Annotated in this window: 18 protein-coding genes; 6 read left to right on the top strand and 12 right to left on the bottom strand. The window is 37.1% G+C overall.

Features of this window, described 5'->3' with window-relative positions:
• Positions 1 to 139: 139 nt before the first annotated feature.
• The 7 genes from MP478_RS04080 to MP478_RS04110 form a co-directional block, all read right to left on the bottom strand.
• Positions 140 to 3,718 carry a choice-of-anchor L domain-containing protein gene (locus MP478_RS04080; RefSeq protein WP_257199670.1) on the bottom strand — a complete coding sequence of 1,193 codons (3,579 nt, stop codon included), beginning with the start codon at positions 3,716 to 3,718 and terminating at the stop codon, positions 140 to 142.
• 168 nt (positions 3,719 to 3,886) lie between these two features.
• Positions 3,887 to 6,244 carry a gliding motility-associated C-terminal domain-containing protein gene (locus tag MP478_RS04085; protein WP_257199671.1) on the bottom strand — a complete coding sequence of 786 codons (2,358 nt, stop codon included), beginning with the start codon at positions 6,242 to 6,244 and terminating at the stop codon, positions 3,887 to 3,889.
• Between the two features lie 260 nt (positions 6,245 to 6,504).
• Positions 6,505 to 7,035: a DUF1003 domain-containing protein gene (locus MP478_RS04090; protein WP_257190527.1), complete on the bottom strand. Its 531-nt coding sequence runs from the start codon at positions 7,033 to 7,035 to the stop codon at positions 6,505 to 6,507.
• A gap of 10 nt (positions 7,036 to 7,045) precedes the next feature.
• Entirely contained in the window at positions 7,046 to 7,816 is a 771-nt protein-coding gene (locus MP478_RS04095; protein WP_373691666.1) for a TIGR02757 family protein, read from the bottom strand.
• A gap of 7 nt (positions 7,817 to 7,823) precedes the next feature.
• Entirely contained in the window at positions 7,824 to 8,738 is a 915-nt protein-coding gene (locus MP478_RS04100) for a ribonuclease Z (RefSeq protein WP_230034300.1), read from the bottom strand.
• Between the two features lie 156 nt (positions 8,739 to 8,894).
• Positions 8,895 to 9,470, bottom strand: a complete 576-nt coding sequence (gene rdgB / locus MP478_RS04105; protein ID WP_306592554.1) for an RdgB/HAM1 family non-canonical purine NTP pyrophosphatase — start codon at positions 9,468 to 9,470, stop codon at positions 8,895 to 8,897.
• Positions 9,471 to 9,512: 42 nt separating this feature from the next.
• Positions 9,513 to 10,343, bottom strand: coding sequence for a CPBP family intramembrane glutamic endopeptidase (locus tag MP478_RS04110; RefSeq protein ID WP_257190526.1), 831 nt, complete (start codon positions 10,341 to 10,343; stop codon positions 9,513 to 9,515).
• Positions 10,344 to 10,451: 108 nt separating this feature from the next.
• Between MP478_RS04110 and MP478_RS04115 the strand changes: the two genes are divergently transcribed.
• The 3 genes from MP478_RS04115 to MP478_RS04125 all read left to right on the top strand — a co-directional run bounded on the left by MP478_RS04115 (position 10,452) and on the right by MP478_RS04125 (position 14,313).
• Positions 10,452 to 11,156, top strand: coding sequence for a hypothetical protein (locus MP478_RS04115; protein WP_257199672.1), 705 nt, complete (start codon positions 10,452 to 10,454; stop codon positions 11,154 to 11,156).
• 214 nt (positions 11,157 to 11,370) lie between these two features.
• On the top strand, positions 11,371 to 12,966 hold the full coding sequence (locus MP478_RS04120) for a peptide chain release factor 3 (protein WP_230034292.1): 1,596 nt from the start codon (positions 11,371 to 11,373) through the stop codon (positions 12,964 to 12,966).
• Positions 12,967 to 13,368: 402 nt separating this feature from the next.
• On the top strand, positions 13,369 to 14,313 hold the full coding sequence (locus tag MP478_RS04125) for a DUF4349 domain-containing protein (RefSeq protein WP_257199673.1): 945 nt from the start codon (positions 13,369 to 13,371) through the stop codon (positions 14,311 to 14,313).
• Positions 14,314 to 14,585: 272 nt separating this feature from the next.
• Here the strand turns inward: MP478_RS04125 and MP478_RS04130 are convergent, their stop codons facing one another.
• Both MP478_RS04130 and MP478_RS04135 read right to left on the bottom strand, forming a co-directional pair.
• Positions 14,586 to 14,951 carry a hypothetical protein gene (locus MP478_RS04130; protein ID WP_257199674.1) on the bottom strand — a complete coding sequence of 122 codons (366 nt, stop codon included), beginning with the start codon at positions 14,949 to 14,951 and terminating at the stop codon, positions 14,586 to 14,588.
• Between the two features lie 22 nt (positions 14,952 to 14,973).
• Positions 14,974 to 16,113: an acyl-CoA dehydrogenase gene (locus tag MP478_RS04135; RefSeq protein WP_230034288.1), complete on the bottom strand. Its 1,140-nt coding sequence runs from the start codon at positions 16,111 to 16,113 to the stop codon at positions 14,974 to 14,976.
• Between the two features lie 231 nt (positions 16,114 to 16,344).
• On the opposite strand from MP478_RS04135, the gene MP478_RS04140 reads away from it, so the two are divergent.
• The gene (locus MP478_RS04140; protein ID WP_257199675.1) at positions 16,345 to 18,123 is read left to right on the top strand and encodes a long-chain fatty acid--CoA ligase; all 1,779 of its coding nucleotides are present in this window, start codon (positions 16,345 to 16,347) and stop codon (positions 18,121 to 18,123) included.
• Between the two features lie 794 nt (positions 18,124 to 18,917).
• Here MP478_RS04140 and MP478_RS04145 read toward each other — a convergent pair.
• Together MP478_RS04145 and MP478_RS04150 are read right to left on the bottom strand one after the other, a co-directional pair.
• Positions 18,918 to 19,694 (bottom strand): zinc ribbon domain-containing protein, encoded by a 777-nt coding sequence (locus MP478_RS04145; RefSeq protein WP_230034284.1) that lies wholly within the window; start codon positions 19,692 to 19,694, stop codon positions 18,918 to 18,920.
• Between the two features lie 3 nt (positions 19,695 to 19,697).
• The gene (locus MP478_RS04150) at positions 19,698 to 20,795 is read right to left on the bottom strand and encodes a Nif3-like dinuclear metal center hexameric protein (protein ID WP_257190520.1); all 1,098 of its coding nucleotides are present in this window, start codon (positions 20,793 to 20,795) and stop codon (positions 19,698 to 19,700) included.
• Between the two features lie 192 nt (positions 20,796 to 20,987).
• Here MP478_RS04150 and MP478_RS04155 point away from each other — a divergent pair, with 192 nt between their 5' ends.
• Positions 20,988 to 21,815 carry an ion transporter gene (locus tag MP478_RS04155; RefSeq protein WP_230034273.1) on the top strand — a complete coding sequence of 276 codons (828 nt, stop codon included), beginning with the start codon at positions 20,988 to 20,990 and terminating at the stop codon, positions 21,813 to 21,815.
• Positions 21,816 to 21,858: 43 nt separating this feature from the next.
• Positions 21,859 to 22,017 (top strand): hypothetical protein, encoded by a 159-nt coding sequence (locus MP478_RS04160; protein WP_230034271.1) that lies wholly within the window; start codon positions 21,859 to 21,861, stop codon positions 22,015 to 22,017.
• Positions 22,018 to 22,109: 92 nt separating this feature from the next.
• Here the strand turns inward: MP478_RS04160 and MP478_RS04165 are convergent, their stop codons facing one another.
• Entirely contained in the window at positions 22,110 to 24,071 is a 1,962-nt protein-coding gene (locus tag MP478_RS04165; RefSeq protein ID WP_257199676.1) for a T9SS type A sorting domain-containing protein, read from the bottom strand.
• Positions 24,072 to 24,079 lie beyond the last annotated feature (8 nt).

The raw sequence follows: 24,079 nt of genomic DNA on the forward strand, positions 1-24,079 counted from the left end.
TACATCCTATTAATCTAAATCTCTGTTTTAATTTTTTGTATGAATTTGCATACCTATATAATCACGGTATGACTTCTAAAAACAAACAAAATCTTCCGTTTCCGAAAGATTTTGTTATTCTGTATCATTTATAATATTATTAATTCCTGTTTTTCAATAAGATCCAGCCTGAACGTTGCTCCAGCTTTTTACTGGCCGGATTTTCCCACTGTACCCTATACCAATAGGTACCGGTAGGAAGGTTTAAGCCTTTCATGGAACCTACCCACACTGCATTATCTTTTGTTGCCTTAAATACTTCTGCTCCGTACCGGTCAAAAATAGAAGCAGCAAAATCTTTATAACCACTGATACCTGTAAAATCTATGGTATCATTGAAACCATCCATATTAGGAGTAATAGCATTACTGATAACCAGTGTAAAGTAATCCAGTGATGTACCACATTTTGCACCAACTACACGTACCATCAGGTGATAGTTTGTATTATTTAAAGTATTATAAAATATATTAGAGGGTTGCCATGTTGCCCCACCATCAATAGAATATTCTAAAATACCTCCTGTCGGATTACTCGCTGTAAGGGTAAGAACATGGTTTTCATAGGTTATATTCGTAAACTGAGGGAGATCAGGATTAATCAGCTGAGCTGAAAATACTTTGGAGCACGTTCCATTACTTATTGTAACACTGTAGGTTCCCGGCAGATTAACAGAGATTGTCTGGGTAGTTGCACCAGTACTCCACAGATAAGTATAATTAAGTCCGGCTCCGGCATCTAAAATACCACTATCTCCGGCACATACATAAACATCTTTTAAAGTAGACACTATAGCAGGTACCACTTCAATTTTTATTGTAGCAGGATTTATAGAACTACATCCGTTTCCTCCCAATGCATAAACAGAATACTCAGTAGTACCTACTGGAGGAGTAACTACCTGGGTATTTCCATTTCCGGGAAGACCTACCCAATTATAAGTAATTCCTCCCGTAGCTGTTAATGTAACAGATTCGCCTTCACAGATTTTTGACTTTGAAGCTGATATTCCCGCAATAGGGGGTCCCACCTCCACAGTAACTGTAGCCGGTGTTGCAGAAACACATCCGTTAGCCCCTACTGCATAAACCGTGTATACGGTTGTTGTTCCCGGAGAAACTACTTGTGTACTTCCGTTTCCGGGAAGTCCTGTCCAGTTATAAGTAGCACCACCGGTAGCTGTCAATGTTACGGATTCCCCCAAACATATACGGGGTTGCGAAGAAGTAACACCAGCAGTGGGTAATGTGGTATCCTGAGGAACTGTCACATTGGAAGTATAGGTACAGCTTAAATTACCTGGCTGGGATACGTTGGTCACAGTTAGTGTATAAGTACCACCTGCACTTACTACAGGATTAAGCGTATTAGCTCCCGATACAATAGTTCCTCCAGTTGTAGTCCATGTGATGGTAGATCCTACAGGTATTACTGAAGCCGAAGCATTTAAAGTAACCTGAGGAGTTGTACAGGTAACTGTTTGTGGCTGTGCTATGGTAAGAGTAGTTACTGCTGTTCTTAATAATTGCAGGGAAACTACGTAGCTACATCCTCCATTACTTACCAAAACATAGATCGTTTGATTTCCCGGTGGTGAATACGCTGTTGGAGTTGCAATAAAATTAGCATTCCCCGCATTGGCATCAGCCTGATTTACGTAATAAACAAAAGTAACTCCTGTCGCGGTTGTAATCTGAGTTTGTGCTTCTGTAAGATCATAGGTTAATCCGGGTTCATAACATTTATGCAGTGTTGCATTTTGCGCTGTAAACGGTTGAGAGACCACTATGGTTATGGTGGCAGGATTCTGAGATACACAGCCATTTGCTCCTACCGCGGTTACCGAATATGTGGTAGTAGTGGTAGGTGATACCGTTTGTGTATTTCCTGTTCCGGGAAGACCTACCCAGTTATAGGTAGTACCTCCGGAGGCCGTCAACACTACAGAATCTCCGTTACAGATATTTAATTTAGTTGCTGTAAGGCCTGTTGCCGGCGGAGCACTGTCACCCGTCACTGTCACTGTAGCGGTAGCCGTACAGATAGTATTTCCAGGCTGAAAAGTATTAGATATTGTTAAAGTATACGTACCGGCTGCATTGACAACTGGAGTGAGTGTATTTCCTCCCGACACAATGTTACCTCCGGTTGTAGTCCAGTTAAATGTAGCCCCAGCAGGGTAAACAGATGCAGATGCATCCAATGTGGTCTGTGAGTTAACACAGGTTAATACCACTGGAGGGGCAATAGTTCCGGTCATCTGTGGTGCTTTTATCAACTGGAGCTGAGCCACTTTGGAACAGAAACCGTTTTTAACCAGAACATAAACCGTTTGACCTCCTGCGCTTGGATACGTTGTAGGATTAGGAATTGTATTGGCATTTCCGGCATTCGCATCAGCCTGTGTAGTATAATATTGGAAAGTAGCACCAGGGGTTGTACTTATAGATGTTTGCGCCGATGGTAAATTAAATATAGCATTTCCAGCAGTATAACAAGCAGTTAAGCTGGCATTCTGCACTGTAGGAGATGTTCCTCCTACCACGGTAATACTGGCTTCTCCCGGACATGTATTTCCCTGGATATAAACCTTCACAGAATATACCCCGGGTTGTGTAGCTGTATAGCTGGCTCCCGTAGCTCCTGCAATAGCATTGCCACCTAAAAACCATTGATAAGTCACGTTAGCTCCCTGAACAGATGCTGTAAAGGTCTGTGGAGAATTGTCACACATATTCACAGAGTCAGGAAGCTGTACTCCTGCAGGATCCAGGATCTTTACTCCAATATCAAATGATCCTGCTTCCAGAAAAACGGCAGTATCAAAATTACGGTCCTGGAAATCGGCAAGCACCATTTTAAAATGATAAGTCTGCCCCGGAACAACAGTTGCTTTTGCTGTTAAAGGAATGGTACGCCCGTTAAAATTAGTTTCAATCTGAGCAGTATTCGTGCCACCATAATAAGCTTCGTTTATAGGTCCGCAATTGGGATAAGCAGGGTGGATATTTTTTACACTTACCGGTCCTGCACCAGCTGGCAGTACAGCCAGATTGGTATAGGTAGGATCACCCACTTTTTTTAATAAAAGGGCAAATCCATCGGTAATGGTACAGGGGAAATTTTGCTGATATTCTTTGGATGCAAATAAATACCTGAATGAAATTTCGGTAGAGGAAGCTACAAAATCAAATTCTATAGAGGTAGCATCAAACAATTGATTATTAGGAATGTTCAATACAGTAGCCAGATCATTATCTCCACCGGAAGGCAGCGCATCACTCAGTGTTGCCTGAAAGTCATTTCCTGCCTTGTTTGCATATCCTGTTGAAAGAATAATCCCTTTATTAAAAGGAAAATTGGTAGTACCTTTATTAAAATATCCCCAGCTTCGTTCCGAATTTCCCGGAGCCAGATTAGGAGATACTGTTACATTATTTACGGTAGAGGTCGTACATCCGCCTCCGGATATCAGGACATCCTTCACCAACTGTGTAATATTATAGCCTGATTCAGGATAGTTTGGTGTATTTACGTTAATAAAAGCTCCCGCCCTCATTGAAGCAGAGCTCCGTTTTACGGCTATTTCTGTTCTATCTCTGTTTTGAGAAGAGACCAAGATTCCTAAAAAAATAAAAAATAACGCAAAAAATAAACTTCCTTTCCTCCTATTTAACATTTTATATTATTTTAAACAAAAATACTATTTTTTTTGATTAAAATTCAGTTTAATGCAATTTACATTATTACTAACGCAAGTTTATTTATTATAGGATATCAACTTTATTTATTTCAAAATAATAAAAGAAAGACTGACAAAACAGTCAGTCTTTCAATGATAATTCAATTACTCTATATTTTTAAGCAATATCCAGCCTGTTTTTACAGTAGGCTGTTTACTGGCGGGATCTTCATAAGTTATCTGATACCAGTAAGTACCCGTAGACAGTCGTTTACCCTGGAAATAACCATCCCAGTAAGGTCTTATTTTTTCAGCCTTATAAACCTCTCTTCCATAGCGGTCAAAAACAAAGCCACTAAATCCATTATAGCTGCTCACCCCTCTGAAGTCAATTACATCATTGATATTATCTCCGTTTGGAGTAATTACATTTTTCATAACAAAAGTAAAATACTCCAGGAATCCTTCACAGCTTGTATATTTAACTCTAACCCTGATAGAAATAAGCTTATTCTTAGGTACATTTCCAAATACATTGGAAGACTGCCAGCTCACTCCGTTATCTATTGAATATTCCAGAGTCCCGTTACTCGGATTGCTTGCGGTAAGAATCAAAGTACCATTCTCATTAAAATCTACTTTTGTTATTGCCGGGATTACAGCACGAATTACCTGAGCCTTAAACACTTCAGAACACACTCCATTACTTATTGTCACCGTATATTCACCCGGTGTATCCACTGTAATAGCCTGGGTGGTTTCTCCTGTACTCCATTCATAGGTATATGAAGGTCCGGAACCTGCATCTAAGAGAATCCTGTCTCCCTGACAGATATGCCCTCCTTTTAATGAAGAAACTATAGCAGGCACCACTTCTACGGTCACTGTAGCCGCCTGCAAAGATTTACATCCCTGAGCTCCTATCGCATACACTGTATAAGTGGTGGTTTGAGTAGGACTTACTGTTCTTATAGCTCCTGCCCCGGAATTATCATTCCATTGATAGGTTACACCGCCTTCTGCCGTCAGCAGCAAGGATTCTCCTACACAGATTTTCAATCTTGAAGCTTTAAGCAGGGCAACAGGAGTTTCTTCTTTTCTTAAAGTAAGTGTGGCTATTTTACTACAGAATGCTCCGTTGGAAACATTTACATATAAAACCTGGCCATCAGTTCCGTTATAATTTGTAAGGTTCGTAATGAAGTTATTATTCTGAGCCTGCGCATCAGCCTGGGTGGTATAAAAACGGAATACAGCTCCCGGTGTAGTACTGATCATAGGCTTGGCATTTTCCAAATTGAATGTACTAAGTGTAGGTGTTGAACAGAGTTTCATTTCTGCATTCTGCACGGTTGGGCTGGTTCCTCCTATAATCGTAATAGTAGCTTCTCCCGGACACTGATTCCCCGGAATCATTACTTTTACAAGATAAACTCCCGGTTGGGTTGCCGTATAGATAGCATTGGTTGCTCCGGGAATTAAAACCCCATCTTTATACCATTGGAAGGTCAGTCCGGGAATAGCTGCCACCTGTGCTTTAAGCTGTTGTGGCGTATTATCACACATATTAATTGTACCGGGCAAAGCAGCTCCTGTTCCGTCTACAATTTTAATTCCAATATCAAAAGACCCTCCTTCTAAAAAAACTGCCGAATCATACCCCGGATCTCTCGCATCTGCCAGCACCATTTTAAAATGATAGGTCTGCCCGGGAATTACATCAGCAACAGCCGTTAAAGGAGTTGTTCTACCGTTATAATTAATCCCAACATGCGGAGTATTCATGGCTCCAAAGTAAGTGGCATTGATGGGACCGCAAGAAAAACCATTTCCCGCAGGGACAATATTGGTTACACTTACAGGCCCTGCCCCACCCGGCAATACCGCAAGATTTGTATAGGTAGGATCTCCCACCTTTTTCAATAGGAGAGCAAAGGCATCTGTATAGTCAGTACACGGATAATTGGAAGCATATTCTTCTGAAGCAAATATATAATTAAACTTCACCTGAGTAGAATTGGGAACGAAATCGAATTCAAGAGCTACCGCATCCTGTAAATTATAGGGCGGATTAATAGCTGCTACAAGATCGGGATCACTTCCTGAACCGGGAGATGATCCAAGGTGGCTATTGAAAGTATTTCCTCCTTCTTTTGCATACCCTGTGGTTAATACAATACCATCAGTAAAAGGAAAATTAGCTGTTCCTTTATTGAAATATCCCCAGAATCTGTTTACATTATCCAACCCCTGATTGGGTGATACCGTAACATTGGATACATTCGCTGTAGTACAGTTAGTTCCTCCGTTAATCAGGATATTCTTTACCAATAACTCAGGAGTATAATTGGAGGCAGCATAGGGAGGTACATTGATGTCTATAAATGTTCCTGCCCTTAGACTTTCTGCAGAAGGTTTCACTTTTGGAGGTTTTCTCCTAGGTGAAGTCTGAGAAAATACAGCAATAGAAGTCAATAAAAATACTAAAAGAAAAAAATAGTTTTTAGATCTATAATGTAACATTTTAATTTTATTTGCCCAAATGTAATAAAAAAAACAGATATCAAATTCACTCTTTTAAACCTTTATGTTAATTTTAATATCAAAATTTACAACAAATGCTTTTTATTTTTATGTTTTTCATAAATCCACAGCAATAAATTTAATCACGAAAAATAGTTATCCATAAAAAAAACAGATCAATGTTTACTGATCTGTTATTATGCTGTATGACAATATAAAATAGTATAGCCTTATTTCAAGACACCTGCGATGATCAGAAATCAATTCTTTTTCAACTGATCAATTTCACCCTGTAACTGGCTGATAATATCCTTTAAAGCTTTTATTTCATTTTTATTGGAATTCACATTGCTTTTCAATATTACATTTTTTGCTCTTTCACTATGATCTTCATCTTCTTCATCCTCAGCAATCTCCTCAATATCTTCACTGATCTCTTCCAGATCCTCCTGAATATCTTCAATATCTTCATTGATCTCCTCAATATCCTCACTGATCTCTTCGATATCTTCCTGGATATCTTCAATATCTTCCTGGATATCTTCAATTTTCTCGTGATTTTTATTGACAGACATCTGAATAAATATAGCCAGGTAAATTGCCTCTAAAGAAAGTACTGTGGTAAGTATAAGAAGCATCTTATCAAATTCCACAATATTCAGAATAGGAAGCAGAAACGAAGTGATAAAAAGCAGAGTGTGTACTATCAAAGACGGAATAGAACCTATCCATGATGTAATATTATCTGCTATTTTTTCAAGAACTTCTGTTTTTTCATTATATTTTTTCATCCCTTTTTTTTTACAAGAGTTCCTTAGTTACTCCAAGTCCAAACAAAGCAAAATCATATTTTGCAGGGTCATTTTCATCAAACTTCCTGATGGCTACATCGAGCTCTTCAACTGTTTTCCAGTCGTTCTGGGTTCTTGAAATCAACCCTAGCTTTCTCGAAATATTCCCTGTATGAACATCCAGTGGAATTGACAGATATTTATGATCTATGTTTTCCCAGATTCCAAAATCTACTCCCCGTTTATCTTTGCGTACCATCCATCGTAAGAACATAATGATCCTTTTTGCAGACGAATTCTTACTTGGAGAACTGATATGTTTATGACTTCTGTGCTTTTCTGTCTCAAGAAAACTATTTCTAAATCTTTCAATAGCATGCAGAAAATTGGTTTCCGATTCTTTCACTTCAAACAGATTTTCCAGGCTTTCATTTTCTTTGTAAATCCTGTTGAACTGCCTGATAAAGTAAGCAAAATCCTGACCGTTAAAAGTTCTGTGGATACTTTTACTCTGAATATCTTCCAAATCCTTCTCTGAATAATTCATCACAAAATCATAGGGAGAATTTCCCATAATACCGAGCATTTTCTCAGCTGAACTGATAATTGACTTTCTGTTTCCCCAGGAAATTGTTGCTGCTAAAAATCCTGCAATCTCAATATCCTGCTGTAAAGAAAAACGGTGCGGAATCTGTATGGGGTCATTTTCAATAAAGTCCGGAGTATTATACCGGTCAGCCTTTTCGTCCAGGAAACTTTTTAATTCTTCAAACTTCAACATATTCAATTTAAATTTTTACACTTTCCAATGCTTTAGGTAAAAACGTATTGGGGAAAACATTTCTTGCCTCATCTGTAAATACCGTTAGATCACCATATCTGTTGGAAAAATGTCCTAATATAAGTTTTCCGGCCTGAGCTTTCTGAGCAATCGTTGCCGCCTCCAAAGCGGTTGAGTGCCCTGTGTAATCTGCCATTTCCTTCAAATCATGAAGGAAGGTGGATTCATGATATAAAACGGTTACATTTTTAATAATCGGAAGTACACTTTCCAGATAACGGGTATCACTGCAAAAAGCATAAGATACTGCCGGTGCCGGATCAAGTGTTAAGATCTCATTTTTAAGAACATAACCATCACTTAGCACAAAATCTTTTCCTGCTTTGATATGATGATAATCACAGGTTTCAATTTCACTGTATTTGGCAATTTCTTTCATATTAAGATGCCTGTCCTTTGGTTTTTCCTTAAAAAGGTAACCATTGCAATAAATCCTATGATCTAAGGGAATAGTATATACTTCTACCCTGTTATCCTCATAAATTTTTTCTGAATAGTTTTTATCCAGTTCATGGTATACCACTTCAAAGCCACGGTGTGTTTCTGTAATATCAAAAATAGTATCCAGCATCTTCTTAATCCCCTTCGGCCCATACACATGAAGCGGATTATCTCTTCCTAAAAGACGGAAAGATGCAATAAGTCCCGGAAGCCCGAAACAGTGATCCCCATGTAAATGAGAAATAAAAATATGGTTGATTTTTGAAAATCTTGCTTTTGCTTTTCTCAGCTGCACCTGTGTTCCCTCACCACAATCAATAAGAAAAAGTCTTTCTTCCATGTCCAGCAACTGAGCAGTGGGTGAAGTATTGATAGTCGGTATTGCTGAATTAAAGCCTAATATCGTTAAATAAGTACTCAAATCAATAATTTATTATAACAAATGTACAACAGAAAATCTAAAACGTAGATTTTACCGTCCAATTTAAATAGGAAAAGCATAAGACTAGCTCAACAAATCCAGAGTTTCTTCCATGTGTGATGGCAAATACCCGGATCGCAAACTCTTGTCTTTATATTAATCTTTCACCTTTAAAAAATCCATAAAAAGATCTAATGCCTGTCTGCGGTGGCTGATTTTATTTTTATCTTCAGGAGCCATTTCTGCGAAGGTTCTGTCATAGCCTTCCGGAACAAAAATAGGGTCATAGCCAAACCCTTTGAATCCTTTATTTTCTGTCAGTAGATTTCCATGTACTCTTCCTTCAAAATACTGAGCCCCATTCTCATCATAGTAACACAAAACAGTAACAAAGTAAGCTTTTCTATTCTCGATACCGGTCATTTCTGCTAAAACTTTTTCAATGTTTTTAGCAAAATCATGATCTCCAGCATAGCGTGCAGAGAATATTCCGGGCCTTCCGTCCAAAGATTCCACAACCAAACCGCTGTCGTCACCCAAGCTTGGAACTCCTGTTTTTTCAAAGCAGTATTTTGCCTTAATCAAAGCATTGGCATGAAAAGAATCTCCGTCTTCTACAATTTCCTCATGAATATTATAGTCCGTAAGGCTTTTCACAATACACTCGCTTCCTAAGATCTGTTGGATTTCTTCTTTCTTATGTTCGTTGTGTGTGGCTACTAATAATTCCATTTCTATATTCATTTTCCAATTTTATTTTCTAGCTGTATCTATTTAAATTTCAGAATAATGGACTTTATATTTTTTCATAAAAAGGTAGTAGAATAATGAAAAAAGGACAAGTCCAACGGCCAGGATAAGCCATTCTGAAACATTAAAAACTTTTGCAAAACTTTCATCTTTACCATAAAGCACCAATAATGAGAGACTCAGGTTATTGAATGCATGCAAGAGTATGGGAAGCAATAAAGTTTTTGTTTTATGATATACCAAACCCAGTATACATCCCAGTATCACTGCACTGATAAACTGCCATGGGTTTCCGTGAACGACCCCAAAAATAATGGAAGCATACACGATAGCTTTCCATGGTTTAACTCCTTTATTGATAAGCCCTTTCTGAATAATTCCTCTGAATATAATTTCTTCAAAAATAGGGGCTAACATTACAGTCATAATAATCATCACTACCGGATCATCCGTCAACTGGTTCATAAGCTGAATAAAATATTCATAAAAGTCTCCAAAAACAGGACCTGTAGTTGGGATTAAAGAGGTAACAAACTCTGCAATAAACATCATCCCGGCCATCATGGGGAAAACCAGAAGATAGGTATAAAAATTAACTGAAGAAAGGTTGAAATTGAGTTTCTTTTTGGTAGTACGCCTTACAATGAAAAAATCAAAAAAGGCAATAGCAGTTAGAAATCCTACAGAATTAGCCACCATCAAAAACCAGTCTTTTAGTTCAAGGTTTTCTTTGAAAGCTACTTTCCAAAAAGTACTGAATAAAGAAACAGCCATTGTTCCTACAAACAGTCCCACTACCAAAGTAAGCCCTCCTAACCATGTGAAAGTAAACTTTGGATATTTGCTATTTTCCATTCTTTTTTCTGTAAAATTTATGGAAACAAAGATAATTTTTTTGAATGCCACAGGCAACTAAAAAAGGAAATTCTTATTTTCGCTCCGATAACCATAATAGTATAAAAAATGAAGACAGAATCTCCATTTCCGAGTATTGAATCTACAATAAACCGATTGATCACTCTTATTCTGAACGTGACTTTTTTTGGCCTGCTTCTTTTCTTCTTTGTTCTTTTCGTTTTGGGTCCCGTGTATGGAATTTATAAAAGAGGATTGGAGACTATGTTCTATCCAACCTTGCTATGCTGGGGGCTTTCGCTTCCAATATTAATTCCTGTTACCTGGCACTACATTGTAAAAAGCAAGAAAATGGCCTGTAAAATTATTGTTGACCAAAGTGGCCTCTTATTCTATAATTCGCAGGACGAAATTGTAGATAAAATACTCTATACCGATCTTCGGACTTCAGAGCAGGACTTTGATATCCGGACAGTAAGTACTACAAATTCAGGAATTATTCCGTGGCTTGAAGTCATTATACAATCAGAAAAAACCGGCCAGACAACAAGACGTATCGATATGAATCTTCCGCTTTTTGCTGTAAAGAATAAACAAGCTTTATATGCCCATTTTTTGAGAGGAATCACTGTTTTCCGTTCCGATTTAAAGATAGATCCCATCGTTTTTTCCACTTATTCTATTGATACAAAAACATGGAAGATCAACCAAAAAGGCAGTGCACTGACAACCTGGGTTTTCATTCTTCTGGCTCTTATCTGCGTTGGGTTTATCTGTTTTATGGTATTTGTCTATATGAAGTATAATACCTAAGTTTACTTATAATCTAAAATTTGAAGATCATACAGAGCTTACCATAGAAGGAGCCAATGCTTGATCCGATTACAAAAACAAAGAGTAGCCATCCATACTATTCCTCTACTCTAAAACCCTCCAACTCCGCAACCTGAACCTTACAACTAACATTCTCGTATTTTATTTGAAAACCTCATAAAAAATCACGATTTTTGCAACTTCAAAATACGATATGTCAGACTTACTCAAAGAAATACAAAAAAGAAAGACTTTTGGGATTATTTCCCACCCGGATGCCGGAAAAACTACCCTTACGGAGAAATTACTTCTTTTTGGGGGAGCTATCCAGGAAGCGGGTGCGGTAAAATCCAATAAAATAAAAAAAGGAGCTACCTCCGACTTTATGGAAATTGAAAGACAGAGAGGGATCTCTGTGGCCACTTCCGTATTGGCTTTTGAATATAAAGATCATAAAATCAATATCCTGGATACCCCAGGTCACAAAGATTTTGCTGAAGATACCTATAGAACCTTAACTGCTGTAGATTCTGTAATCGTTGTAATTGACGTTGCAAAAGGGGTTGAGGAACAGACAGAAAAACTGGTGAAAGTTTGCAGAATGAGAAACATTCCTATGCTTGTTTTCATCAATAAACTTGACCGTGAAGGTAAGGACGCTTTTGATCTGTTGGATGAAGTAGAGCAAAAACTCGGATTAAGAGTGGTTCCGCTTTCCCTTCCAATTGGTATGGGAAGTGACTTCCAGGGTATTTATAATATCTGGGAAAACAATATTCAGTTATTCCTGGAAGAGAAAAAACAAAAAGTAGGAGAATCCATCACTTTCGATAATATCAATGATCCTTCTATTGATGAGGCCATAGGTCCAAAAGCGGCCCAAACATTAAGAGATGAACTAGAGCTTATTCAATCCGTATATCCTGAATTTAATCGTGAAGAGTATATGAACGGTGATCTTCAGCCGGTATTCTTCGGTTCGGCATTAAATAACTTTGGGGTACGTGAGCTATTGAATGCATTTATCGAAATTGCTCCTATGCCGCAACCTAAAGAAAGTGACCTTCGTATAGTAAAACCGGAAGAAAGCAATTTTACAGGTTTTGTGTTCAAGATCCACGCTAATATGGATCCTAAACACAGAGACAGACTGGCATTCGTGAAAATTGTTTCGGGAACCTTTAAAAGAAATGAAAATTATTTGCTGGTAAGAGAAGGTAAAAAGATGAAGTTCTCATCTCCCAATGCTTTCTTTGCTGATAAAAAAGAAGTAGTGGAGGAAAGCTTTCCCGGTGATATTGTAGGTCTTCATGATACAGGGAATTTTAGAATTGGTGATACCCTGACCGGTGGTGAAAAACTTAGCTTCAAAGGAGTTCCTAGTTTCTCTCCGGAACATTTCCGTTATATCAATAATAATGATCCGCTTAAGGCCAAGCAGTTGGCAAAAGGTATCGATCAGCTGATGGACGAAGGAGTTGCACAGCTATTCACGCTGGAAATGAACAATAGAAAAATTATCGGAACAGTGGGAGCCCTTCAGTATGAAGTTATCCAATACCGTCTGGAACACGAATATGGTGCTAAATGTACTTATGAACCTCTATCTATGCACAAAGCATGTTGGGTAGAAGCTGATGAAAAATCAGAAGAGTTTAAAGAATTTGCAAGATTAAAGCAAAGATTCCTTGCCAGAGATAAATACAACCAGCTTGTATTTTTAGCAGACTCTTCATTTACGATTCATATGACGCAGGAAAAATTCCCGAATGTAAAACTGCACTTCATCAGTGAGTTTAAAGATCATTAATAAGCAGAATCGCTAAAAACATAGATCCGCAGAGTTTTTCTCTGCGGATTTTTTATTCTGTAAAGAAGAATACTTTTCCTTTAGATTATGAGGAACTAAAAAAGATCTTGCTTTAAGCCAAGATTATTTCCTTTATTTATTTTCATAAAAATCTGCATAATCTCTTCAGTCTTCGGATGAATAAAGATATACTCAGCTATAAAGTCTGACAGATTCAAATATATCCTGGTAAAATCCCATCAAAAGCAGTATGGGATCTGCAAAACGGCTTTGTAAATCTCTTGTAAAACAAATACAAAATACTGATAATACAACAGTTATCGTTTTACCAGCATAATACAGTCTATTTACAAGCGTTTCAGGCACTCTCCTCCTAATTTTACTTCATCAAAAATTAATGTTATGAAAAAGTTCATCTTACTGGTAGCTATATCAAGCACCTTTATTATGTGTAAAAAAGGAGAAGCTGCACAATCTCAACTTGAAAAAACAATACAGACGGCAGACAGTGCTTCTAGTGTTGCTACGGAAGCTATAGACAATGCCAGCCATACCATCAGCAAAACTCTTGATTCTGCCAATATCAAAATAAAAGATTTTGAAAACACCAAAAACGAGATCCAGCAAAAAATAGAAAGTACATCAAAGGTTGTAGATTCTTTATCTGATAAAATTGCCTCTACAAAACTGGAATCTAAGGTGGAGAAAAAGGATTCTGCTGCAAAGAAGTCTGAAAAAATAGTAGTTAATGTTCCAGCTCCCAAGGTGATCAAAGAAACCAAAGTGATTTATAAAGACAAGCCAAAAAATGACAGTTATGAACTGAACATGCCTAAAAACAGAATGGTAAAATCCGGTCAGATCTCCATTAAAGCAGATAATGCCGAAACGGTAAAAGAAATCATTAAGGAAGAGGCCCTTAAAAACAACGGGTATATCAAAAGTGAAGATCTTTCTTATATAGAATCTGCAGACCGCAGACGTGAAGATCAAAAAGTATATACTATGGACATTAAAGTTCCTATTCAGAATTTTGACGGTTTAATGGATGCTTTAAACAATAGTATTGGTGATATTGAGAGTAAAAACATTCAGGTTTCAGGAAATGACTATACGGATAATGCTATTTGCAGTATCTCAGTAAGCCTTACAGACAAAACAGAAACTGAAAAAGAGCCTAAAAACTTCGGAGAGAAATCTCTGGCAGCCGTTTCATCCGGTTGGGGTGCTATTGCTTCTATTTTCTTGTTTATCCTTCCCTTATGGCCTTTATTCGTGATTGGCGGTATTGGATATTACTTTTACAAAAAAAGGAATAAAAACCTTCCTGATAACGATTCTCACTAGAATTAAAAATCCATCCCCGTGATGGATTTTTTTTTGCCGGAAATTTGAATTTAAATAATCAGCGTTGCGTTGATTTCTATTCTTCTTTACTTATTAGGTTTTGGCTAAAGCCAAATTGGATGGTTCTTTCAAAAAAACAGGCTAAAGCCCGTTTCTATTGATGTAGAAGGTGTTTAATGTTCACATTATACATTATACATTATACATTATACATTATACATTATACATTATACATTATACATTAAAAGGCCTCCACATGGGAAGCCTTTCTGTTATTTCATATTCACTACTTTATCTACGACAAACTTTGTGTTTCCTCTCCAGGGAAGTGCCCCGTTGTATTCTTTGTAATGGAGATCAAAGGTTTTACCGCTATTGGTTTCCAGTTGTTTGAAAACTTCAGGGTCATCCACAGAAAATTCAAACTCATAGCTTGTAATACCTCCTGCTTTACCTTTTCCAAATCCTTCCTGAATCAGTTTACCTTCATAAGTTTTGAAGATATAGCCTTTTTTCATGGCATAATTCAGGTATCCGGATTTCACGCCTTCTCCAAAGACGAAGAAGTACTTATACCATACAAATACTCCTAACAATAGCAGTATGACACCGAGAGTGATCCACAAAGATTTTTTCATAGAATGTGTGTTTTAAAAATAGTTATTTTGCGATACTTCTTGAGATCACGATTTTCTGAATTTCAGAAGTTCCTTCGTAGATCTGAGTGATTTTTGCATCTCTCATTAATCTTTCTACGTGATATTCTTTTACATATCCGTATCCACCGTGGACCTGTACTGCTTCAATAGTAGTATCCATCGCTACCTGAGAAGCATATAGTTTCGCCATAGCCCCGCTTTCGGAAATGTCTTTTCCTTCATCTTTTTCACATGCTGCCTTGAAGCATAACATTCTGGCTGCAGTAATCTGAGTAGCCATATCAGCTAATTTAAAAGCAATTGCCTGATGGTTGATGATTTCGGTTTTGAAAGCTTTTCTGGTTTTAGCATATTTTAAAGCTAATTCATATGCTCCCGAGGCAATACCTAATGCCTGAGAAGCAATTCCGATTCTTCCTCCGTTCAATACCGCCATTGCAAAGTTGAACCCGAATCCGTCTTCACCAATTCTGTTTTCTTTCGGTATTTTTACATTATTAAAGATCAAAGAGTGGGTATCACTTCCTCTGATTCCTAATTTGTCTTCTTTCAGTCCGATTTCAAAACCTTCCCATCCTCTTTCTACAATAAAAGCATTGATTCCTTTATGTTTTTTCTCCGGGTCAGTTTGAGCAATTACGATATAATAAGAAGCTGTTCCACCGTTTGTGATCCAGTTTTTAATACCATTTAAAAGATAGTAATCTCCTTTATCTTCCGCTGTTGTTTTCTGAGAAGTTGCATCAGAACCTGCTTCAGGCTCAGATAATGCAAATGCTCCGATTACCTTTCCGCTAGCAAGAGGAGTAAGGTATTTTACTTTTTGTTCTTCAGAAGCAAACTTTTCAAGACCGGCACAAACCAATGAATTGTTTACAGACATTACAACAGCAGCTGAAGCATCTATTTTTGCAATTTCTTCCATTGCCAAAACGTAAGAAACACTGTCCATACCTGCCCCTCCGTACTGTGGATCAACCATCATTCCTAGAAGACCCATCTCACCCATTTTCTTAACCTGTTCTGCAGGGAATTTCTGGTCACGGTCTCTTTCAATAACTCCAGGTAATAATTCATTTTGTGCAAAATCTCTTGCCGCCTGCTGAATCATCAACTGTTCTTCTGATAAATTAAAGTTCATAAAAAAATAATTAGATAGCCGTAAATTTACACTTTTTAAGCAAATCTGGAAATATAAATTAGAAGTTAGAATAGAGTGATTAGAAGTTAGTTAAAAAAAGTAGACTTCAAAGCGACTTATCGTTATAAAATAATCAATATATTATGGTAAACATTCAATTATCTCATTCAAACTTCAAAAATTAAAAAAAATGCTTATATTTAGATTTCTTTATAAATTACTTAAAAAATCATGACGATAAAGAGATTATTCGATATTCCTCACTACGCTTTGGAAAAATATCCTAAAGCGGATATGTTTGTTACCAAATACCATGGTGAATGGAAAAAAACTTCTACCCAAGAGTTTATTAATGAAGGAAATAAGATATCCAGAGGATTACTGAAACTGGGAATAAAACCAGGAGATAAGATTGCATTGATTACTACCAATTCCCGTACGGAATGGGCTATCATGGATTTCGGAATGTCTCAGATCGGTGTTGTTTCGGTACCGGTTTATCCCAGTATCTCCCCGGAAGATTATGAATTCATCTTCAATAATGCAGAAATACAGTATTGTTTTGTTTCTGACAAAGAGCTGTTGAATAAAGTAATGAAAGTAAAACACAATATTCCCAGCCTACAGGGAATCTTTACTTTCGACAATATAAGCGGTGCTGCCAACTGGAAAGAAATTCTGGATCTCGGTAAGGATGAATCTACACAAATTGAAGTAGAAGATCTGTCCAATGCCATCAATACTGAAGACCTGGCAACGATTATTTACACTTCCGGAACTACCGGCAGACCTAAAGGGGTGATGCTGACCCACAATAACATCGTTTCTAATGTATTGGGATCTATTCCAAGGATTCCCAAGAAAAGAAGCCTTGACTACAAAGAAACAAGAGCATTAAGCTTCCTGCCTATCTGTCATATTTTTGAAAGAATGCTGTTTTATCTTTACCAATACAAAGGATTTTCACTCTATTTTGCTGAAAGCATCGACAAAATGGGAGAAAACGTAAAAGAAGTGAAACCTCATTATATGACTGTTGTTCCGAGACTGGTAGAAAAGGTGTATGATAAGATTTATAATACCGGTTCTTCTGCAGGTGGGTTGAAATCAAAAATATTCTTCTGGGCTTTAAATTTGATTAGTAAGAAGAAAGAAATTTCAAAACCATCCGGAATACAGGAAATCATTGCAGATAAACTGGTTTTCTCTAAATGGAGAGAAGGCTTGGGAGGTGAAATTGTCACTTTAGTTTCCGGATCAGCAGCTTTATCTACAAGACTGAACCTTATGTTCCAGAATGCAGGAATTCCTATTTTGGAAGGATATGGCTTAACGGAAACATCTCCGGTAATTTCGGTGAACAGCTTTGAAAAAATGAAAGTGGGAACCGTAGGGGTACCTTTAGATAATTTAAAGGTAAAAATCCAGGAAGATGGCGAGATTACAGTAAAAGGACCTTCTATATTCAAAGCGTATTTCAAAAATGAAGAAATGACCAAAGAAGCTTTTACTGAAGACGGATTTTTCAAAACAGGAGATATCGGGCATATTGACAGTGATGGATTTTTACAGATTACAGACCGTAAAAAAGAAATGTTCAAAACTTCAGGCGGGAAATATATAGCACCTCAAACTATTGAAAATTTAGCAAAGGCATCTAAATTCATCGAACAGATCATGGTTGTGGGTGATGGTGAAAAAATGCCGTGTGCGTTGGTACAGCCTGATTTTGAATTTGCAAAAAGCTGGGCTATGCGAAATAATTTAAATATTGGCACTACCCCTGAAGAGATTGCTAAAAGCACTGAATTAAAAGAAAGAATAGAAAAAGAAATTGAGGGTATTAATGAACACCTTGGAAACTGGGAGAAAATCAAAAAGATTGAATTGACTCCTGAAATATGGAGTATTGAAAGCGGACTGCTTACTCCAACTTTAAAGCTAAAAAGAAAGGCTGTAAAAGAGAAATTTATGTCCCTCTACAATAAGATGTATGATCATCATGAATAAAACACTAACCGCTTCTTTTGGAGCGGTTTTTTTATGCTTTAAAAAAAGATTATGATATTTTTAATGTTTAGGCTAAAGCCATTGGAATAGGGGTCTTAAAATAAACGGACTAAAGTCCGTTTCTATTGAATATTTTAGTATTTCAAACCACCCAACGTCCTGTTTTGTCATTTCGAAGGAATCTAAACCAGCATTTTCATAACAGCGAAGAAGTTCTGTTTAAAAAGCATTTGTGTTATTTGTGAAAATATTTGTGCCATCAGTGTTTAGCAACCACAATATATTTTTAAAAATAAAACAGACCAGGACCATTTCTATTGGACACTCCCCTTCTAACCTATCCGATTATCAGATATTTCAAACCACCCAACGTCCTGTTTTGTCATTCCGCAGGAATCTAAACCAGCATTTTCATAACAGCGAAGAAGTTCTGTTTAAAAAGCATTTGTGTTATTTGTGAAAACATTTGTGCCATCAGTGTTTAGCAATCACAATATATTTTTAAAAATAAAACAAACCAGGACCATTTCTATTAGACACTCCCCCTTCTAACCTATCCGATTATCAGATATTTCAAACCACCCAACGTCCTGTTTTGTCATTTCGAAGGAATCTAAACCAGCATTTTCATAAACAGCGAAGAAGTTCTGTCTAAAAGCATTTGTGTTATTTGTGAAAATATTTGTGTCATTAGTGTTTACAACCATCTCCCAAAAGCAACATCTATTTCAAAAAGACTATAAAAAAAGCTGCCTCATCTCTGAAGCAGCTTTTGTATTATTTAAAATCGATAATTAGAATTTAATTACAGATTTCATTTTTTCATTTTCTTCCATTACCAACTCATCGTCTACAAGGATTTTTCCAGAGTGTTCGTCAATAATGATTTTCTTTCTCTGAGCAATTTCCATTTGCTTTTGAGGAGGAATAGTGAAGAAAGATCCTTTTGGAGCCCCTCTTTCTAATCCTACTACTGCAAGACCGTTGATAGAGTTTGTTCTGATTCTGTTGTAAGAAGCCAATAATCTTTCATCAATTTTACCTGCGAATTCTTTAGATTGCTCTAAAAGATATTCTTCTTCTTTTTGAGTTTCAGACACAAGATCATTTAATTCTTCTTTCTTGAATTTCAAGTGATTCTTTAAATCATCAATCTTTGCGTTCAATTCGCTTAAAGTTTCGTTTTTGTGAGCAATTTTAACCCCGAATTCTTTAATTCTCTTATCAGCAAGCTGAATTTCCAGATCCTGGAATTCAATTTCTTTTCCTAATGCTTCAAACTCTTTGTTGTTTCTTACATTATCCTGCTGAGATTTATATTTCTCAATTAAAGCTTTTGCATGGTTAATAACTTCATGCTTGGTTTTAATCTGATCATCCTGTTCTTTGATGTCTGCATGAAATTTTTCAGCTCTTTTCTCAAGACCTTCAATCTCGATTTCAAGATCTTCAACTTCAATTGGCAATTCTCCTCTAGTATTTCGGATTTCATCCAATCTTGAATCAATGATCTGTAAATCGTATAAAGCTCTTAATTTTTCTTCAACTGAAATATCGTTGGTTTTTGCCATATGTTAAATGAAATAATTTACTGGGTTTGTTTTTTCAATAGATTTTGAAATTGCAAATGTACTAAATTTTTGTGATAAAATTTCAAATAATTGTTGACTTACAAATTGTTCTGATTCATAATGGCCTATATCACAGATCAGCATTTTAGACTCAGCTAAAAAATAATCGTGATATTTAAGATCCCCTGTGAGATAAACATCACATTTTTTGGACATTGCAGCTCTTATTCCACTGGCTCCGGATCCTCCGAGAACGCCTACTTTTTTTATTTTTTTATGATTAAAGGCAGAATGTTTTATCACCTCAAGACTGAATTTTTCTTTTACAAACTGCAGAAAATCTTTCTCATCCATTTCTTCCGCAAGCTCTCCATACATTCCAAGTCCTGCATGATGGTTTTTATTATCCAGACTGTACACCTGATGGGCCACTTCTTCATATGGATGCGCAGCTTTCATTGCACCAATGATCTGCCCCTGTTTATAGGATTCAAAAATTACGGAAATCATATCCTCATCAGCATTCTCACGGATATTCTGCTCTCCGGAAAATGGATTGGAACCTTCTACCGGCTTAAATGTCCCGTTCCCGTTGACTGTAAAACTGCATTCATCATAAAAGCCTATGTTTCCGGCTCCTGCTGAAAACATAGCCTCTTTTACCTTTTCAGAATAGTCTTTAGGTACAAAAACCGTCAGTTGTTTCAGGTTATTTTCTTTAGGCTGAAGAATTTTCATGTTCTTTAATCCCAACTGACTGCATATTCCGTAGTTCACTCCAAAGAAATCATTATCAAATGCTGTATGAATAGCATAAATGGCAATTTTATTTTCAATAGCCTTTAAAACAGCTTTTTCAACATAATTTTTACCGGTTAAGGATTTTAGCCCTGAAAATATGATAGGATGAAAACAGACAATCAGATTACAGTTTTTCAGGATCGCCTCTTCCACTACATTTTCCAATGCATCATGACACACCAGAATTCCACTCACATCCCGATCCGGAACACCACACAGCAATCCCACATTATCAAAATCTTCTGCCTGTCTGATACTTATTTCCTCTTCAATCTTTGAAATTACAGCTCTTAGCTTCATTAGTCTATTTTTACAGTTACAGCGAAGATATTAATTTTACAAGGATTCCGAAACAATTTCTGCCTCAATAAGAACCTACTGATCCATAATAATGCCAGATGGTAATATTTGGAATTTCCTTTTAACAATCCTATCTTTACTTCATACTTCATAAAAATGATTATCTTCATTGTGAAAATAACCCGATTTTAAATGGAAAGAGAACACAATCTTGTTCCCGAAGACTCCCTCTGGAAAAGATACCTTTACAGGATAATTTACCGGTCCGACACTAAGCTCGGAAAACTTTTCGATATCATATTACTATCTTTAATTCTTGCCAGTACTGCTATCATTATGATGGAAAGTGTACCTCAGCTTGACAAAAGATTTCATTATACATTTTTGATCCTGGAATGGATTATCTCTATTTTCTTTTCCATTGAATATTCCATGCGGATTGCCGTGGTAAAAAATAAGAAACACTATATTTTCAGTTTCTTTGGGATTATTGATTTTTTTGCACTGGTTCCATTTTACTTAAGCTTCTTCTTTCCCGTAACGAAATATTTCCTGATTTTCAGAATGTTGAGAATGCTCAGGGTTTTCAGGGTTTTCAACCTTATGGACTTTATGAATGATGGTTCTGTGATTGTCAGAGCCTTAAAAAACAGCTCCCGGAAGATTTACATTTTCCTTTTATTCTTAATTATTTTTTCGGTAATTGTTGGTTCCCTGATGTTTATGGTGGAAGGAGGAAGACCGGGGTTTGAAACCATTCCACAATCTATTTATTGGGCGGTGGTTACTGTAACTACGGTAGGATATGGAGATGTATCTCCTATTACACCTTTAGGGAAGTTTTTTGCAGTGGTTCTGATGTTGGCCGGTTATTCTATTATTGCAGTTCCTACCGGAATTGTAACAGCAGAAATGCGCAATAAAAGACAGAATCTGGAAAAGGTATGTGAGCGGTGTGGCAACGAAGATATTGATGATGATGCCAGATACTGCAAACAATGTGGCAAGAAATTAGCTTGATATTTTATATTCATTTAATTTATCAACCAAATACCACAAAATCATGGAACCACAAAAGAAAAACAAGCCCAATAGCTTAGTCATTATCCTTTTTGCATTAGTTGTACTAATGATTATCATCTACTTTATTCTTGTCATGTTCTTTCCCACAGTTTTTGATATGATGAATACAGGAGATATACAACCAGTACCCAATAAATAATGAGTCATAAATACTCTATATCACCATAAAAAAGGAAGAGCGAAATATTTCACTCTTCCTTTTTTTATGATAAGAAATCAAAGCTGTTCTTTTTACTTTTTAATCGCTTTAATAGTCTGCTTAGATCCATCTTTCATGTGTAGCGTTATTAAATACATTCCTGATTTCAGATCTCCTAAATAAAGAACTGAAGCCGGCTGATCAATACTCTTCACCAATCTTCCGGATACATCCGAAACAGAAATTGATTTTATCTGATCAACTTTTGAGATATTCAGTACTTCTGTAAATGGATTCGGATAGGCCTGAACTGTATTTTTAGCTTTAGAAGTTTCTGAAGTTGCAAGGTTTTCTTTATTAATAGAAATCGTAAATGTTCCTTCTAAATCGTCAGACCATGTACTGTAACTTCCTACATTCACATAATAGGCCGTTCCGGCAACAGTTGGGATAGAAATTGTTTCTGTTTCTCCAGCTCCGTTTCCATCTATAGTATCCACGCAGGTTAAGCTGCCACATGCACCACTGAATACACCGATTTGAGAATCAAAATAACTATCTGCAGGTGTTGTTACGGTGATATCAAAAGTACTGCCATCCCCTGTGAAAGTAAACCATGTTCCATCATTCATCCCATTCGTACACTCTTCAAGGTATGCTCCATTATTACTGGCTCCTGCAGCATCAGACTGTGTATAGCTATATGGGAATGCAGCGGCAGTTAAAGCACCTGAGCACTCATCATTAGCTGGCGGCGGAGGTATGGTTCCGACACATAAATTAAAGCTCTGAGCTTCCCCTGCTCCTCCATAGCTGTATACCCTTACATAATAAGTATCCCCCGCCGTAAGACCGGTAAGAATTTCCATTCCTCCATATCCGCACAGCGTACTGACAAGACTTGCACAATCTCCGCTAAAAACCTGATAATAGGCATCCTCATTAAAAATACTTCCAATAGAAGCTACATTGCTGAGCGTAATTGCATGACTGGTAGCTGTTGCTGTAAATTTAAACCACACATCATCATCTGCCTCACCATAGCACGGATCAGTAAGTAATGCTGAGTCACTTGCTCCCAAAGTGTATCCGGATGTTACAGTGCTACAGTTCATATCTGGATTTACTGTAAGCGCGATGGCATTTGCGCATTCATCATTAGCAGAAGCAGGAGGAGCTGTTCTGAATTTAATAATAGAACATCCTGCAGATTCGCCTCCTGCACCTACTGCTGTTACTTTAAGATAATAATCTGTATCAATAGCTAATGGGGATGAAGGTGTAAAATTGTTGACGGTTACAGACTGCTGATTAACAATATCAGTTCCTCCAGGTGTAGTCCCTATAGAAATCTTATAGCCTGTAGCTCCCTGAGGGGCATTCCAGGTAATATCTGGCGACACCGGTATAAAGGTTGAATTATTTCCCGGATACCCAACCATAGGACAGGCAGGAACAGGATTGATAGTAAGACCCATAAGGCTCACTACAGACCTGTAATCCAACATTTCTCCTGTTGGCGGGCTTGCAGGGTCAGGATTTGTTGAATCACTGCTGTAAGAAAGGGTACGGTCTGTTACAGAACCGTACTTAAATACAGAGAATATGTTATCATCATCGTAGTCTGGTGCATTTTCTTCTGCTGCAATGACTAAATTCTGTGTGTTATTGTATGGAAATGGGGTAGCAAAAGTTATTTCTATTACTCCATTGGCATTAGTAACGGTTCCCGCATACACTTGAGTCAGCTGGGTTACAGGAATCCAGTCATCTTCAGATGTAAAATTTGTTTTTGCTGTATGGCCCAGATAAACAATCCAGTCTGATGAGTTATCTATAGACGCTGAAGCATCCAGGTAGAATTTAAGGCCGGTGATGTTTCCTGCCGCATTCGCGTTAATCTCCTGCTTGGTAAAGATCTGCTGAATATATGAATATTCATAATAAGGATCTACCGGGGCGTTCCCGGTCTCAGTGCTCCCTTCTCCAAGGTTGATTTGAGCATTTAGTATCATGCTTATTGTAAGCAGCCATAAAAGTAATACTTTCTTCATATTTTTTT

The organism is Chryseobacterium sp. WG14 (assembly GCF_024586945.1).
Taxonomy (GTDB): Bacteria; Bacteroidota; Bacteroidia; order Flavobacteriales; family Weeksellaceae; genus Chryseobacterium.